Consider the following 14,687-nt stretch of genomic DNA (forward strand, 5'->3'; position numbering starts at 1 on the left):
TAAAACCATTTTAACGATCAAAACCATTTACGTCATAAATCATGTCCCAACTGTCCTTTCTCTGCATCTCGACGTACTTCAAGGGGGAAGCCTTTCTGAAAGCCTGCAAGGAAGCGGGAAATACCGTCTATCTGCTGACGTACGAGAAACTGGCCGACCAGCCCTGGCCCCGGGAAGCCGTTGACGAGTTTTTCTACCTGCCGTCGCAGGATAACTCGTCGCAGAATCTGGACATCCTGATCACCGGCCTGGCGCACACGATGCGCTCCCGGAAAATTGACCGGGTGGTGGCATTGGATGATTTTGATGTGGAGAAAGCGGCCCTGGTGCGCGAAACGTTCCGGATTCCCGGCATGGGTCAAACCACGGCCCGCTTTTTTCGCGACAAACTGGCGATGCGGATGCGGGCGGCTGCCGACGGTATCCGGGTTCCGGCCTTCAGCAGTTTGTTTCACGACGAAACCGTTACCGAATTTCTGCGCAGCACCGAAGCGCCCTGGCTCATCAAACCCCGCTCCGAAGCTTCGGCCACCGGCATCAAGAAGGTCCATTCGCTGGACGAAGCCTGGCAGGTCATTCATTCACTGGGCGACCGTCGGCACCAGTTTCTGATCGAACAGTTTAAGCCGGGACGGGTTTTTCACGTCGATTCGCTCTCTCAGGACGGCACGATTCTGTTCACCCGCGCGAGCCAGTACCTGGCCACTCCGATGGATGTGGCCCACGGCGGGGGCGTTTTCCGGACGGCGGTTTTACCGTTTGATTCCGACGAAGCCCGGCGCTTGCATGACCTGAACGAAGCCGTTCTGAACGCGTTCCGGATGCAGTCCAGTGCCTCCCATTCCGAGTTTATCCTGGGCGACCACGATGGGGAGTTTTATTTTCTGGAAACCTCTTCGCGCGTGGGTGGGGCCAACATTGCCGAGTTGGTTGAAGCCTCATCGGGGATCAATCTCTGGCGGGAATGGGCCAGGCTCGAAAGCGCGATTGCCCGCAATGAACCGTACCAGTTGCCGGCGGTACAGAACCAGTACGCCGGTCTGATCATCTCCCTCGCCCGCCAGCAGTGGCCGAACACCGACGGTTTCACGGATAAAGAAATTGTCTGGCGCATGAACAGGGAATACCACGTCGGCTTCATCGTCAAAGCGCCCGAACGCGAACGGGTTTTGCAACTGCTCGATGCTTACATGGAGCGAATTTACCAGGAATACCACGCGTCTGCACCCGTTCCAGACCGACCCACCAACTAACCCGCCCCGTTAGGCACCCTTCTTTCGTACTAATCTCCCACGGATGTTCAAACCATGTGGGCCAGCCTTACGCGCTTTACTCTTACGAGAAAATTTAAACCAGACACGGATTTATTTGGTTATACAAATAACGATTTTAAAGATTACAAAACCGCCTGGATACATCTGGAGTACACCCGTGTTCCATGGTTCCCGTTTGCGCTGCAGAATCTGTGGAGTTCCTAACCACGTTATTTCCATTATTTACTTGAGAACTATGATAGCCTTATCTGCATCAGACCATGAAACGTCTTCTTTCCCATTGTCTCACGCTCTGTTTAGCTTTCAAGAGCATTGTCATTAGCGCCCAGCCTTTCTGCGCCACTCCTCCCGCTTCAGGCGAACAAATTCACCGGCTAAAGTCGATCCTGACGCAGCATCAGGCGATGGCAAAACAGAAGCGGGTCGCCACCGGAACCCTTACTTACATCCCGCTGAAGGCCTATTTTGTGCGGAACAGCGACGGAACGGGGGGCGCTCAAATCAGCAACCTTCTGACAGCACTGGCGGGAATGAACACCCAGTTTTTACCCGCCGGAATTCAGTTTTACCTGGTTGGATCGGGGCCTAATTTCATTAATAATTCTTCAGCCTACAACCTGGAATGGTCAGCCAACCAGTCGTTTATCGCAGCGAATCGGGATCCGGCAGCCGCCAACTTATTCGTCGTCAACTCGCTCACCATCAACGGTATCAACTACGGCGGGTTTGGTGGAGACAATGTAATCCTGACGATTTCGAGTCTGACTCCGGCGTTGCTTACGCACGAGTTCGGCCACCATTTTAGTCTGCTTCATACCTTTGGCAACGGACAGGAGCTGGTTTCGGGCGCAAACTGCGCGACTGCCGCAGACCTGATCTGTGACACCCCCGCCGATCCCTGGGACCTGCCCGGTGGGGGCAATACCGACGACGGGAGCTGCACGTACAAAGGCGGGCTAGCCGATGCGGAGGGACGGCCTTACCGCCCTATGGTGGACAATGTGATGTCGGGCTGGCAATGCTCGCGTACGCCCGCGGCCCGGTTTACGGCTGGTCAGCAGCAGGTTATGGCCGCCAGCCTGGCCTACTGGCTTCAGAACCCCACGCCCACCCGAAATTACACCCGTGCACCGAGTACCGTTGCGGCTCCTACGCTGCTTTCCGTCACCAAAATCAGCGGAAGAGCGCAGATTACCTGGCGGGACAACTCCACCAATGAGGCCGGTTTTCTAATCGAACGCGCAGTAGGAAACCCCGAAAATTTCAGCGCCATCGGTGGTGTATCTCCCAATGTCACCACGTTCACCGACGCCGGTATTGCCTCTTCGACAGCCTATCATTACCGCATCCGACCCGCCAACACTTCAACCGGCTCGCTCAGCAACACGGTGGCTTTCAATGCCGGTTTGCTATACTGCATTCCCCGCTATTTTTCGCCTTACCCCAACTCGCCCGCCAACGGCAATGTCGGCATTGACGATGTAATTCTGCAAACCGCACCCAATACCGTATTATTGAGCAATGTGGGTTCCGGTTTTTCCACGGGTTCTTACGCCGATTTTTCAGCGTCCCTCTCTCCAGCTACACTTACTGCTGGTCAAAGCTATTCACTGACGCTCAAAGGGAAATTTGAGTTACTCAACCAGGCAAATGCCGCCGTCTGGATTGATTATAACCGCGATGGTAGTTTTGGAGCTAATGAACGCGTGCTCGCGCCCGTCCAGAAACTGGTATCCGGAACCAGCCTGAACGCATCCTTTACCGTCCCGGCCAGCGCCTTGTCCGGACCAACGTATATGCGCGTCCGTATCGCCAGCCTGGTCCCGCCGGATCCTACCGAAGTAAATGACCCGTGCAGCCTGTTGTACGGCAAAGGGGAAGCGGAAGATTATGCGGTACTGCTTCAGTCGGCAACACCGCCCGCCATCAGCATCGGCGTGGTTACCACAGTTTGCGCGGGGGCGCAAATCAGCGTTCCGTTTTCAACGACGGGCTCTTTTCCGGCGGGCAACACCTTTAAAGTTCAACTGTCTAATGCCACCGGCAGCAATTTTATCGATATTCCCACGAGTGGTACGGCCAGCCCGCTCAAGGCTACCATTCCCGCTACCACCCCGGTTGGTGCGGGGTACCGCGTCCGGATCGTGGCTTCCAGTCCGGCCATAACCAGCCAGGTTAGTACGGCTTTTGCCATTCAGCCACCCGCCACCGCCAGCCTGACCGGAAGTACAACCATCAACAGTGGTGAGAGCGTACCGCTGGCAATATCCCTGGGTGGTACCAGTCCGTGGAGTCTGACGATCAGCGCCAGCACCGGGCAGACCTATCCATTTGCGATGTCTGTTTCGCCGTTTAATCTTTACGTGGCGCCCCAGCAGACCACAACTTACCAGATTGAGCAGGTACGCAATAGTTGCGGAACCGGCTCCCGTTCCGGCTCGGCAACGATCACCGTCCGGGGACCCTGTACTCTGCCCACGGCCACATTAACGGGCAGCACAACCCTTGCGAACGGCCAGCAGGCAACGCTTCAGGTCAATTTTACGGGCACGCCCCCCTACAACTTTACGCTATCGAACGGACAAACCTTCACGAATCTGACGCAAAACCCGTTTCGCTTCATGGTCAATCCGACCCAGACTACCACGTACACCGTCGCCAGCGTTGGCAATGCGTGCGGAACCGGAACAACCACCGGCTCGGCTACGGTTTCGCTGGAAGCTGGCGCGGGGTGCCCGGGTTTGACGGCCAGCCTGACCGGAAACGCAACGATCACGGCCGGGCAAAGCACTCCGTTGGATATTTCGCTGACCGGTACCGGACCGTGGAGCCTGACCATCAGCGCCAGCACGGGCGAGAACTTCAGCTTCACCATGCCCATTAGCCGTTTCTATCTCTATGTTGCCCCAAATCAAACTACCACCTATCGGATTTCCCAGGTGCGGGCAGCCTGCGGCCCCGGAACCACCGCGGGCAGCGCCGTAGTGACCGTCCGAACGCCCAGCGGCCGCGTATACGGGCCGTTTCCCCCGGCTTTTTTTGTATCGGAAGTACGCTTATCCGAAGCGCCGGATCTCTTGACCCGGTTGACGGCAGATGGGCTGATGCAGGAAAAAAGTTTGCGGGTTTCGCCTAATCCGACCACGGGGGCAATAACCGTCGATTACCGGCTCCGCCATGATGATGGCCCCGTGACCATCCGGCTTGTCAATCCGTCGGGCGTGGTGGTTAAAACGTTACTGGACAGTGCCGCGTCAACGGCGGGGGCGTATAGCGTTTCGCTCAGTCTGGCCGGATTGGAACCCGGTTCGTACATCCTTTTGCTGAACCAGAACGGCACGCCGGAATGGCAGCGAATTCTGCTTATTCGGTAAGGGCGTCATCCTGTATCTGAATACCAATCGACTGCATCAGCTGGCTGGCGTTGAAGCTCCGGCAAACACCGGCCTGCAACTGGTAGTCAAAATGCAGTTTCCCGTCGACCACGTCGGAGCGGAAGCTGTAGTTATGGACAAACGGATGCGTTGCGGCCAGATCGCCCAGTTCGACGTCGTGGGTCGAAACAAAACCGGACGCCGTGGTTTCGTGGAGTTGCAAAATCAGCGCCCGTGCCCCCCGGTGACGGTCGGCCGAGTTGGTGCCTTTCAGGATTTCGTCCAGAAAATACAGGACGGGCCAGTTAGAAGCTTGCCGGGTGCGGTCGATGAGCGTTTTCAGGCGCTTGAGTTCGGCGTAAAATGAAGAAGTATTTTCTTCCAGAGAGTCCTGCGTTCGCATACTGGTGAAGACCTGCACCGGCGAGCAAACTAGCCGCTCAGCCGCTACCACCGCCCCCGCCAGGGCCAGCACAACGTTGGTTCCAACGGTCCGCAGAAAGGTGCTCTTGCCCGACATGTTGGACCCGGTGATCAGAATGGTTTGCCCGTTACCGTTAATCTTCAGCGAGTTTGCCACGCTACGGTCGGTTTTCAGCATGGGGTGCCGAACCTGCTGCGCACCCAGTTCCAGCGTTTCCTCGTTAAATTCGGGAACAACGTATTCCGGGTGGGCGTAGGCCAGCCCCGCCAGGCTGTTGAGCGCTTCAACCTCAGCCAGTGCATCCAGCCAGTCGGCCAGGTGCGGACCGTAGACGCGCTTCCAGCGGTCGAGGGCCTGCAGGTGATGAATGTCCCAGAGGGTAGCAATACCGATCAGCAGAAAGAAATACGGGTTCCGGCGGAAGTTCAGGTTCTCAATCAACTGGCTTAGCTTTCCAATGGCGTCGGCGGCCGACCGGTTTTCCAGGTTTGTCACGGTTTGTAACCGGTGCAAAATAGCCGACTGAAAGCGCGGATTTTCAAGGTGTTTTAACAGGTCGCGATAGGTTTTCAGTGCCTGCGACATGGCAAAGGTCTTTTCGCTGGCATTTTTGGCCCGCTCGGCCACCTGCCCCAGCAGCAAACCGTGCACCAGCAAGGAAGCCGTTACCGCCCAGCCCGGCACCGTACCTGCCATCCATAAACCCACCAGAACTAGCGTAATGGCCGGAAACACCCAGCGGGCAATGGCCAGATAGCCCGGCAATGGCTCATCGGGTTTGGTCGCCCAACTTTTTAGTTCTTCGGGAAAATCGCCCACGGTAGGGTTGAGGTAAGCCAAAGCCGACAGTTCCTGCCGCCAGTCAAGCAACGGTTTTAGCTCGGCAACGGCATCCTGCCGAAGCAGTACCTCGCTAACCGGTACGGGCGACAGCAGATAAGCCGCCAGTTTGCGGCTTCCCTCGTAGGTGTGCGTCCGGTTGAGCAGTCGAAAAAGCGAATGGTTGCCAAACACGTCCAGATCGCCCGCGTACGGATGGTTGGCGTCGGCAAAACCGGCCCCGGTTTCCGGCCGCAGAAACTTGCGCTCCAGTCGGTTGGTTTCGTCACGGTTGATGAAAGCCAGCCAGCGGGCGCGGTCCCGTCGGCGCTGCACGATTTGGTGGCGTTTCAGCAGCACCAGAAATCCTACAATTGCCAGCAAACCCACAGCAATTGCCGCGAGGTCCTGCCCCCCATCGATTAGAAAATAAAGCAGAAAAGCCGAGCCAACAAACCAGACGACCCGAACGATGGCCAACCGGTTATACGCAGCCCGGGCTTTTAATTCTTCCTGCAAAAACTGGGTTTCGCGTTCCGCAAAAATCGACTGGGGCATCAGAGCGCGGTGTTTTTATTGCAAAGCGAACACACGCCCTGAATGAGTAGATTGGTTTCTTTACGACTGTATCCGGAAGGCAGACTGACAGCCGGAATCAGGGTGTTTTCCAGGCAGGTCGTCTGACCACACTCTTCACATTTGAAATGCACGTGATCGTGATGATGGTGATCCTGAGCGCAGGCTTCGCGGCAAAGCGCGTACTTCAAACCGCCTTCATCGTCGAGAACTTTGTGCAGAATGCCCTTGTCGACAAACGTTTTGAGGGTCCGGTAGATGGTCACCCGGTCAAAATCCGCTTTCAGGCTCTCCTCAATATCGTGGTGGGCCAGGGCGTAGTTGGCCGCAAAAAAGGTATCCAATACGCCTTCCCGACAACTCGTATGCCGCAGATGGAAATCATCCAGCGTCTGTTTTATGGCAGCGTTCATAAGCGTAAAAGCCATTCCGGCGTTTTAACTATCCGTTGTTTCAAATTGTAATTTAACCAAATTGGCATACAAGCCGTCTTCCAGCGTGCTCAGTTCCTCGTGCGTGCCGGTTTCGCTGATCTGGCCTTCGCGAATGACGTAAATCGTATCCACTTTCCGGATGGTAGCCAGGCGGTGCGCAATAATAATGGTTGTGCGGTTCTGCATCAACTCGTCCAGCGCTTCCTGCACCAGCCGTTCCGACTCGGCATCCAGGGAACTGGTGGCTTCGTCGAGAACCAGAATGGCCGGGTTTTTCAGAATGGCGCGGGCAATGGCAATCCGTTGCCGCTGACCACCCGACAGTTTCACCCCCCGTTCGCCCACAATCGTCAGAAACTTATCCGGAAAGGATTCGATAAACTCCAGGGCGTTGGCCTTACGGGCGGCTTCCAGCACTTCGGCTTCGGTGGCACCCGGTTTACCGTAGGCAATGTTTTCAAAAATCGTCCCGCCAAACAGGATAACTTCCTGCGGAACAACGGCAATATTTTGTCGTAACTGCCGGACGTCGATGTCCTGAATGGGCTGCCCGTCGACGGTGATCGAGCCACCGTTGATGGAGTAATACCGCAGCAGCAACTGCACAATCGTCGATTTTCCGGCACCGCTCTGCCCCACCAGCGCAATTTTATGCCCCGACGGTACCTGGAGTGAAACGCCTTTCAGCACCTCCACATCGGGCCGCGACGGATAGGAAAAATGGATGTTTTCGAAACGAATATCACCGTGGAGTGGAGCAATTCGTGCAGGCTGATCGTGTTCGGGAATCTCCAGTTCGGAGGGTTCTTCCAGAATGTCCAGAATCCGCTCCGAGGCACCGATGGTCCGTTGAATCTGGGCGTACAAATCCCCTAAACCACCCACGGCCCCACCGATGTACATGGTGTAAATCACAAACGTCACCAGCTGCGCAAAGGTCAGCTCACCCGCCAGCATCAGCCGCGCACCGTACCAGACCACCCCGACGATTCCGCCAAAAAGCGCAAAGACGATGAAGGAAACAAACCCACCCCGGAAGTTAGCCACCCGCAGGGAGTTCTGCACCACCTTATCCAGCGCCGTCGAATACCGCCGAACCTCGTAAGGTTCATTTGTAAACGCTTTCACAACATTGACCGATTGCAGGGTTTCTTCCACCACGACGTTGGCCTGGGCCAGTTCGTCCTGGGCCTTCCGCGAAAGCTTCCGGATGAATTTTCCGAAGAAAATGGCCGCTAAAATCACCACCGGCACCGTCGCCAGCATGAAGCCCGTCAGTTTCAGCGAAGTAAACGAGATCAGGACAACCCCGGCAAAAAGCGTGATGATCTGGCGAAGAAACTCGGCCAGCGTGGTCGATAGCACATCCTGCAACTGGGTTACGTCCGACGAAATGCGGCTGGTCAGTTCACCCACGCGCCGTTGTTCGAAAAAGAAAACCGGCAGGGTAATGATTTTCTTGTACACCGCCCGCCGAACGTCGGCCATCGCCCGCTCGCTGACCTGCGCAAACAGGTACACACGCGCAAACGAAAACGCCGACTGCACCACCAGCAGACCAAACAGCAGCAGGGTCAACTGGTTCAGCGATCCGGCTGCCAGATTGTTTTCCACCACTTTCAGGATATCGCCCAGCAGTTTCGGAAACACCAGTGTGGTGGCCGACGACAGCAGCAGAAACACCAGGCCGACGATGAAATACCCCCGGTACGGTTTAATGAACCGGAACAGCCGCAGCGATTTTTGCAGGGCATCCCGGGTCACTTTTACTTTTTTATCTTCTTCGTTCTCTTCCGAACTCCTTCCTCGCTTTGCCATTCTCTTTTTCGGTTAGCTCGCCAACCTTATTTACTATCAAACACTATTCTTCGTCTTTAAATCCTTTGTAACCCGACTGCTCAAAAATCTGCGGAGCGTTGGGATTATCCATCAGCTCTTTAATGGCGGGCTCTTTTTCATCAAAATACTTTCCGACAATCCGCCAGCCCAGCCAGCGGCCAATGGCCCCCGGACTTCTGTTGCTGATTTCGGCCGTAAAAGGCCGCTCGGCCAGGTACCGGTTTTTGACCGCCGGATTGACCTCAAACAGCAGCTTGGCATCAATAAAATACGCCCAGATGTCCGACTGCACGTTGTACGTTTGCGTCAGTTGCTGTTCGGTATACCCAATAATCAGACTGTCTGGTGTTTGAGGCATCATAGCCTTCGTAAAAACGTAGCCTTTCCCGTAATAAATCATATCGGCCAGCAATGTCTGGTCCTGCGGATTCGACTTATTGAACCGTTCGGACTGCGCGTATACGACCGTCGGAGCAATGAATGGTTTCTGGTATCGACGCAAAATGTAGGCTGGCAGCCCCAACGGGCGGTATTTGACGCGGGGGCCCGCGAAATAATCCAATCCAATAACGATGAGGGTATCGCTCAGGACCAAATCCTGTCCCATAAAACCGGAAATCATCGTGGCAACCCTCGGTGGCTTGTAATCCGGGAAGTTTTCTTTGATCCGGTTGAAGGCTTTCGACAGTTCATCCTGGATATCGCCCATCGTTCCGAACTCCGCATTCACCTGCTGATACAATACGCCAAGCTCCTTATCGTTAACTCGTTTAAGCAATTCATTCACCAATACCGTATCCTGGTCAAAGCGGGTTGTTCCAAAATAGAGCCGGGCTATGTCTTTGTGCTTGGCCAGCCACTGGCGAACGTCTTCCGGCTTTCGGGCGCTAAATAGCTCCTGCTCCGGCCGTTCGATGGTTACCAATTCCTCCGTCTTGGAACAGGCATTGAAAATGAGTATACTTACTAAATAAAAAACAACAGACCAGATCTTCATTTTTGCTAATGGGCGCTCTCTTGGAAACATACAAATTTATGAAAAAGTTGGGTTCATATTGGCTTTCCGGTCAGATGATTGCAGCCGTGGCCCTGCTTTTAGGATTGGCCTGGAACGCCCAGGGCCAGGGACGGGTAACGGTTCAGGAACGTAATAAATCAAAGCAAACCACCGACGACGACGGATGGGGCCAGCCTTCGCCCCGTAAAAAAAGCCGCCAGACCGACAACCGGCAGCGGTCCCGCCGGGCAACGGAGCGGGTGTTTGAGCGGATTCAGGGCGAAGAAATTGATTACGCCCCCCCGCAAAAGCTGATCGAAATGAGTTTCCGGGTAGCCCCGTCGGTAACGTTCAACACGGCGGAAGGCTTTAATTCCTACGCCGGTTTCCGGCGAAACGGAGCCGCCATGCGCATGAGCCTCGGCCCCAGCATCGACTATTTCTTTTTCAAAGACCGGTATTCATTCAGCTCCGGACTGTGGTACACCATCCACCGGTCGGGCTATCAGATTCCGGGTCAGTTTGGCCAGCCCATCTGGGACCCGGGTGCCAAACTTCAGCAGTCGTCCTACAATTTGCAGTATCTGCAGATTCCGGCATCGGTGAAAATGTACGCCAACAACCTCTTTCCAAACGCCCGGTTTTACATCCAGACCGGTGGGCTGATCAACATTAAACTGGCCGAAAAACCGCTTGATTCGGCCCATAACGCCCTGTTTCAGTACGCAGAAGATGGCGGCAACTACAGTCGGCAGTACAGCCGGGCCAGCCTGAGCCTGCTGCTCGGCACGGGTATTCAATACCGCCTGAACCAGAGCCAAGCGCTGATCATGGGTGTTAGCTACCAACGGGGCCTGACCGACGTGGCCCGGGCCCGCGATCTGGTTTCGAAAAATCACGTGATTTCGCTGGATCTGGGGCTGAAGTTTTAACGACAAGACCGGTTTCTGGCCAAAAACCATTAAACTGCGCGCTCATTGGCTTAACCTGAGCGCCATGCGGTACCTACCCCCTGCCTTCTTTCTCGTTCTGTTGCTTTTCAGCAGCCTCCGGGCCTTTTCGCAAACGGATGGCCAGCCTCTGTTTACGTTCGGCGTAATGACGGATGTGCAATACTGTGACTGCGACAACGCCGGAACCCGGCATTACCGCTCCTCGCTGCGCAAGCTGGGCGAAGCCGTGCAAACCTTCAATCAGGAAAAGGTGGCGTTTGTAACCCACCTGGGTGACTTCATTGACCGCGATTTCCGGAGCTACGACACCCTGAACACGATTGTCAAGCCCTTGAACGCCCCGATCCGGCATGTGCTGGGCAATCATGATTTTTCGGTTCGTCAGGAAGAAATTGCCAGGGTACCGGCGACCCTCCAGTTGAAAGCACGGTATTATTCCTTTGCCCGGGCCAGCTGGCGGTTTATCGTCCTGGACGGCAACGACCTCAGTGTGTATGGAAACGTAACGACCAGCAAGGCCCACAAACAGGCCACCCGAACCCTCGAAAGCCTGAAAGCGCAGCAGGCCCCCAACGCCCAGCCCTGGAACGGCGGATTGGGTGATAAACAACTCAAATGGCTGGAGGGCGAATTAAAATCGGCGGTCAGGAAAAGTGAAAAAGTGGTCGTTTTCTGCCATTTTCCGCTGGTCCCCGCCAACGACCAGCACAACCTGTGGAATCATCAGGCGGTGAAAGCCCTGCTGGAAAGCGTTCCGAACGTCCGGGCGTATTTCAACGGACATGCGCACCAGAGCAGCTACCATACCGACAAGGGCATTCATTACATTACGTTCCGGGGCATGGTTGAGCAGGAAGAAAACGGTTTTGCCCTTGTTGAGGTGTACAACGACCATTTAAAAATAGACGGGTACGGTGCCGAACCCGACCGGATTTTAAAGTAGACCGTTCTGAACACCCGGCCTCGCTCAGTGCATATACCCCAAATCCTTCAAATTTTGCTCCGGCGAGTCCAGCAAGATTGTTCGACCGCCCGCGTTGAGGTAGAAAACCGCATCGCTCAGATCGAGAACCTGACGGTATAAATGATCAGACAAAAGAATGCCCTTCTGCGCAGACTCCTGCCGGATGGTTTGCAGAACCTGCTCGATTTGAAGCGGCATCAGGTGTGAAAACGGTTCGTCCAGCAGCACAAATGCCGCATCGGATTTCAGCACCAGCAAAATCTCGGTCAGTCGCTTCTCCCCGCCCGACAATCGGCCAATTTTCTGATGCCTGAAGCTGTAAATCGTTGGGTACTCGTCGGCTAGTTCGTCTACAGAAATCCCGTACCACGCAAAAGCAGCCCGCACCGTTAAATCCGGTGGCACAAACGGATGCTGGGGCAAATACCGAATCAAACCGGGTTGTTGGTACGCCTTTTCTACGTAGTGCCCGTCGGCCCGCACCGATTGAGTTTCAGTCGGCATTAGTCCCATAATGCTTTTTAACAACGCGGACTTCCCGCACCCGTTCCGGCCCAGCAATCCGGTTATCCGGCCAACCTGCAACCGGACATAAACGCTCTGCAGGATTTTGCGCCCGCCAAATTGCAGCCAGATACCGTCGGCTTCCAGAACAGTCGGTGGTGGAGTCATAATACAAGCAGCAGGTGACGGATGCCGAAAATCAGGAGGAGAGCGATCAGCGAATCGAGTACAAAAGCCCCGCCAAACAGGGCGGCTTCCGATAAGCCCAAATTGTGGTAAAACCAGAACTGCGCCCGGTAATTCCGGCGAATCAGGTACCAGACAGCACCTTCCGAAAGCAGTTTAAACCACCAAAAATACACGAAGAACAGCGGGAAATAGCAGACCATCTTATTCAGGCTCACACCAATTAATCCCAGCGTGACGGCGTTGCTGAACAGCCAGAAGGTCCGGTAGAAAAGAACGATTGCCCGTAGTTTCAGGTAACGCATAAGCGGCCATTTCCGGTCAAAATAAGTCGATCCGGCCGGAAACAGAAACGGTTAACAAACTTTAACAACCCGTGAAATGACCGCTCGCGAAATCGCCGGCAAAAGAGCTGACGGCTGTCTGTTTTTTGCAAGACAAATGTCTTATTTTGCCGTAAACCTCCTTTCCCATGAAGCCGTCCGCCCGATTGCTTGCGTTGCCTGTTTTTGAACTCATTTTTGCGTGCGCGTTTGTCCTGTGCGCATTATTTTCGCACGCCCAGACCAGCGTTCCCGAAACGCGTTACGACCGACGGGAGGTTCTCATAACCATGCGCGACGGCGTCCGGCTGAATACCGTTATTTTTACGCCCAAGACCGCCGGCAAACCGCTCCCGTTTTTGTTTCGGCGAACTCCCTACGGCGTTAGCAAGGCTCCCTTTCCCGATCAGTCCTCCTACACCCAGTTTATGGCCGACGAGGGATACATCTTCGTGGCGCAGGACATCCGCGGGCGTTACAAGTCGGAGGGGACGTTTGAAATGCAGCGGTTTTCGCGCAATCCGGCGGACCCCAAGGCCATCGACGAAAGCACAGATACGTACGATACAATTGAATGGCTCCTGAAAACCATTCCTAACAACAACGGGAACGTGGGCATGTACGGCACGTCCTACGATGCCTGGACGAGCGTGATGGGGGCCCTGGATCCGCATCCGGCCCTGAAAGCCATTTCGGAACATGCCACCCCCGCCGATATGTGGATTGGGGACGATTTTCACCACCAGGGTGCTTTCCGGCTGAGCTACGGCTTTGAGTACGCATTTATGGAAGAAGCCGCCAAAACCGATACGCTGTTTCCCTTCAGCACTTACGATACTTACGATTGGTATTTGAAACTCGGTTCGCTGGCCAATGTCAATAAAAAACATTTTCTGGGCAAACTACCGGCCTGGAACGACTTCGCCAAACACCCCAATTACGATCAGTTCTGGCAGAAACAGGCCCTCGCGGCCCGGCTCGGCCGACCCAAAGTGGCGATTCAGCATGTGGCGGGCTGGTGGGATCAGGAGGATTTTTACGGACCGATCAAAGCGTACCAAATCTGGGAGAAAGGCGACGCTAAACAGCAGAACCACCTGATCGTTGGTCCCTGGAACCACGGCGGCTGGGCGCGGGGTGACGGTCGGAAGCTGGGCAACATCAGTTTTGACACCACTACGTCCCTCACCTTCCGGCAGTCTATGCTGGCACCCTGGTTTGCGTACCACCTGAAAGGGAAAGGCGACGGTAAGTTTGCGGAAGTGACCACCTTTCAGACCGGTACGAACCGGTGGAAAACCTATTCGCAATGGCCGCCCACCAGTGCCGTTAAGCGAAATCTGTATTTCAGGGCCAACGGACGGCTTTCCTTTGACAAACCGACCGACGCATCGGGCGCCGACCGTTACGTGTCGGATCCGGCTCATCCGGTTCCTTACCGCCCCCGGCCCATTGAAGAAACCTACGGTCCGGGATCGCGCTGGTACACCTGGCTGACGGAAGATCAGCGGTTTGTGCACAACCGACCGGATGTGCTGACGTGGGAAACCGAGCCACTGACGGAAGAGGTGACGGTGACCGGTACCTTGCTGGCCAGGCTGTTTGCGGCCACAACCGGCAGTGATGCCGACTGGGTGGTTAAGTTGATTGACGTATATCCGGAACGCTACCCGAAAGAACCGCACATGGCGGGGTATCAGTTTATGGTGGCCAATGATGTGCTGAGGGGGCGGTTTCACCGGAGCTTCGAGAAGCCGCAGCCTTTACAACCCAACAAAACTGAACGATTTACCATTGATCTGCACTCCCTCGACCACGTGTTCCGAAAAGGCCACCGGATTATGGTGCAGGTGCAGAGTACCTGGTTTCCGATCATTGACCGCAACCCGCAACGCTACGTTCCGAACATTTTTGAAGCAGCCGACGCCGATTTTCAGAAAGCCACCCACACCATCTTTCGGTCAGCGGCCCATCCATCACATCTGGAATTAAATATCGTAGATTAACCATACTTTTTGTA

11 protein-coding genes are annotated in these 14,687 nt (G+C 55.2%); 5 read left to right on the plus strand and 6 right to left on the minus strand.

The annotated features are described in order from the left end of the window. Window positions 1–41: 41 nt before the first annotated feature. Both OQ371_RS06595 and OQ371_RS06600 read left to right on the plus strand, forming a co-directional pair. On the plus strand, window positions 42–1,253 hold the full coding sequence (locus tag OQ371_RS06595) for an ATP-grasp domain-containing protein (protein ID WP_265993000.1): 1,212 nt from the start codon (window positions 42–44) through the stop codon (window positions 1,251–1,253). A 281-nt stretch (window positions 1,254–1,534) separates the two neighbouring features. Next, window positions 1,535–4,648, plus strand: coding sequence for a GEVED domain-containing protein (locus OQ371_RS06600; RefSeq protein WP_265993001.1), 3,114 nt, complete (start codon window positions 1,535–1,537; stop codon window positions 4,646–4,648). On the opposite strand, the gene OQ371_RS06605 is transcribed toward OQ371_RS06600, so the two are convergent. From OQ371_RS06605 to gldB, 4 genes are read right to left on the minus strand one after another with little or no spacing between them, the layout of a single operon-like run. Then, the gene (locus tag OQ371_RS06605) at window positions 4,638–6,449 is read right to left on the minus strand and encodes a MutS-related protein (RefSeq protein WP_265993002.1); all 1,812 of its coding nucleotides are present in this window, start codon (window positions 6,447–6,449) and stop codon (window positions 4,638–4,640) included. The two genes, OQ371_RS06600 and OQ371_RS06605, sit on opposite strands and share 11 nt — an antisense overlap. Next, the gene (locus OQ371_RS06610) at window positions 6,449–6,880 is read right to left on the minus strand and encodes a Fur family transcriptional regulator (RefSeq protein WP_265993003.1); all 432 of its coding nucleotides are present in this window, start codon (window positions 6,878–6,880) and stop codon (window positions 6,449–6,451) included. Before OQ371_RS06610 ends, OQ371_RS06605 begins: the two co-directional genes overlap by 1 nt. A 24-nt stretch (window positions 6,881–6,904) precedes the next feature. Then, window positions 6,905–8,719 carry an ABC transporter ATP-binding protein gene (locus OQ371_RS06615; protein WP_265993004.1) on the minus strand — a complete coding sequence of 605 codons (1,815 nt, stop codon included), beginning with the start codon at window positions 8,717–8,719 and terminating at the stop codon, window positions 6,905–6,907. A gap of 43 nt (window positions 8,720–8,762) precedes the next feature. Beyond that, window positions 8,763–9,737, minus strand: coding sequence for a gliding motility lipoprotein GldB (gene gldB, locus OQ371_RS06620; protein WP_265993005.1), 975 nt, complete (start codon window positions 9,735–9,737; stop codon window positions 8,763–8,765). Window positions 9,738–9,775: 38 nt separating this feature from the next. Between gldB and OQ371_RS06625 the strand changes: the two genes are divergently transcribed. Further along, a complete protein-coding gene (locus OQ371_RS06625; protein WP_265993006.1) occupies window positions 9,776–10,669 on the plus strand; it encodes an outer membrane beta-barrel protein in 894 nt (297 codons plus the stop codon). 64 nt (window positions 10,670–10,733) lie between these two features. Beyond that, complete coding sequence (locus tag OQ371_RS06630; protein WP_265993007.1) at window positions 10,734–11,633, plus strand: metallophosphoesterase; 900 nt, start codon at window positions 10,734–10,736, stop codon at window positions 11,631–11,633. Between the two features lie 24 nt (window positions 11,634–11,657). Here the strand turns inward: OQ371_RS06630 and OQ371_RS06635 are convergent, their stop codons facing one another. Both OQ371_RS06635 and OQ371_RS06640 read right to left on the minus strand, forming a co-directional pair. After that, entirely contained in the window at window positions 11,658–12,326 is a 669-nt protein-coding gene (locus OQ371_RS06635) for an ATP-binding cassette domain-containing protein (protein ID WP_265993008.1), read from the minus strand. Beyond that, entirely contained in the window at window positions 12,323–12,649 is a 327-nt protein-coding gene (locus OQ371_RS06640) for a hypothetical protein (protein WP_265993009.1), read from the minus strand. Before OQ371_RS06640 ends, OQ371_RS06635 begins: the two co-directional genes overlap by 4 nt. 167 nt (window positions 12,650–12,816) lie before the next feature. Between OQ371_RS06640 and OQ371_RS06645 the strand changes: the two genes are divergently transcribed. Further along, window positions 12,817–14,673, plus strand: coding sequence for a CocE/NonD family hydrolase (locus tag OQ371_RS06645; RefSeq protein ID WP_265993010.1), 1,857 nt, complete (start codon window positions 12,817–12,819; stop codon window positions 14,671–14,673). Window positions 14,674–14,687: the final 14 nt, after the last annotated feature.

The sequence above is a fragment of the Larkinella insperata genome, from assembly GCF_026248825.1.
Taxonomy (GTDB): domain Bacteria; phylum Bacteroidota; class Bacteroidia; order Cytophagales; family Spirosomataceae; genus Larkinella; species Larkinella insperata.

Bases quoted from the DNA above. Each gene is read 5' to 3' on its own strand.
- OQ371_RS06595 (WP_265993000.1), top strand. From the start codon at position 42: ATGTCCCAACTGTCCTTTCTCTGCATCTCGACGTACTTCAAGGGGGAA.
- OQ371_RS06600 (WP_265993001.1), top strand. From the start codon at position 1,535: ATGAAACGTCTTCTTTCCCATTGTCTCACGCTCTGTTTAGCTTTCAAG.
- OQ371_RS06605 (WP_265993002.1), bottom strand. From the start codon at position 6,449: ATGCCCCAGTCGATTTTTGCGGAACGCGAAACCCAGTTTTTGCAGGAA.
- OQ371_RS06610 (WP_265993003.1), bottom strand. From the start codon at position 6,880: ATGAACGCTGCCATAAAACAGACGCTGGATGATTTCCATCTGCGGCAT.
- OQ371_RS06615 (WP_265993004.1), bottom strand. From the start codon at position 8,719: ATGGCAAAGCGAGGAAGGAGTTCGGAAGAGAACGAAGAAGATAAAAAA.
- gldB (WP_265993005.1), bottom strand. From the start codon at position 9,737: ATGAAGATCTGGTCTGTTGTTTTTTATTTAGTAAGTATACTCATTTTC.
- OQ371_RS06625 (WP_265993006.1), top strand. From the start codon at position 9,776: ATGAAAAAGTTGGGTTCATATTGGCTTTCCGGTCAGATGATTGCAGCC.
- OQ371_RS06630 (WP_265993007.1), top strand. From the start codon at position 10,734: ATGCGGTACCTACCCCCTGCCTTCTTTCTCGTTCTGTTGCTTTTCAGC.
- OQ371_RS06635 (WP_265993008.1), bottom strand. From the start codon at position 12,326: ATGACTCCACCACCGACTGTTCTGGAAGCCGACGGTATCTGGCTGCAA.
- OQ371_RS06640 (WP_265993009.1), bottom strand. From the start codon at position 12,649: ATGCGTTACCTGAAACTACGGGCAATCGTTCTTTTCTACCGGACCTTC.
- OQ371_RS06645 (WP_265993010.1), top strand. From the start codon at position 12,817: ATGAAGCCGTCCGCCCGATTGCTTGCGTTGCCTGTTTTTGAACTCATT.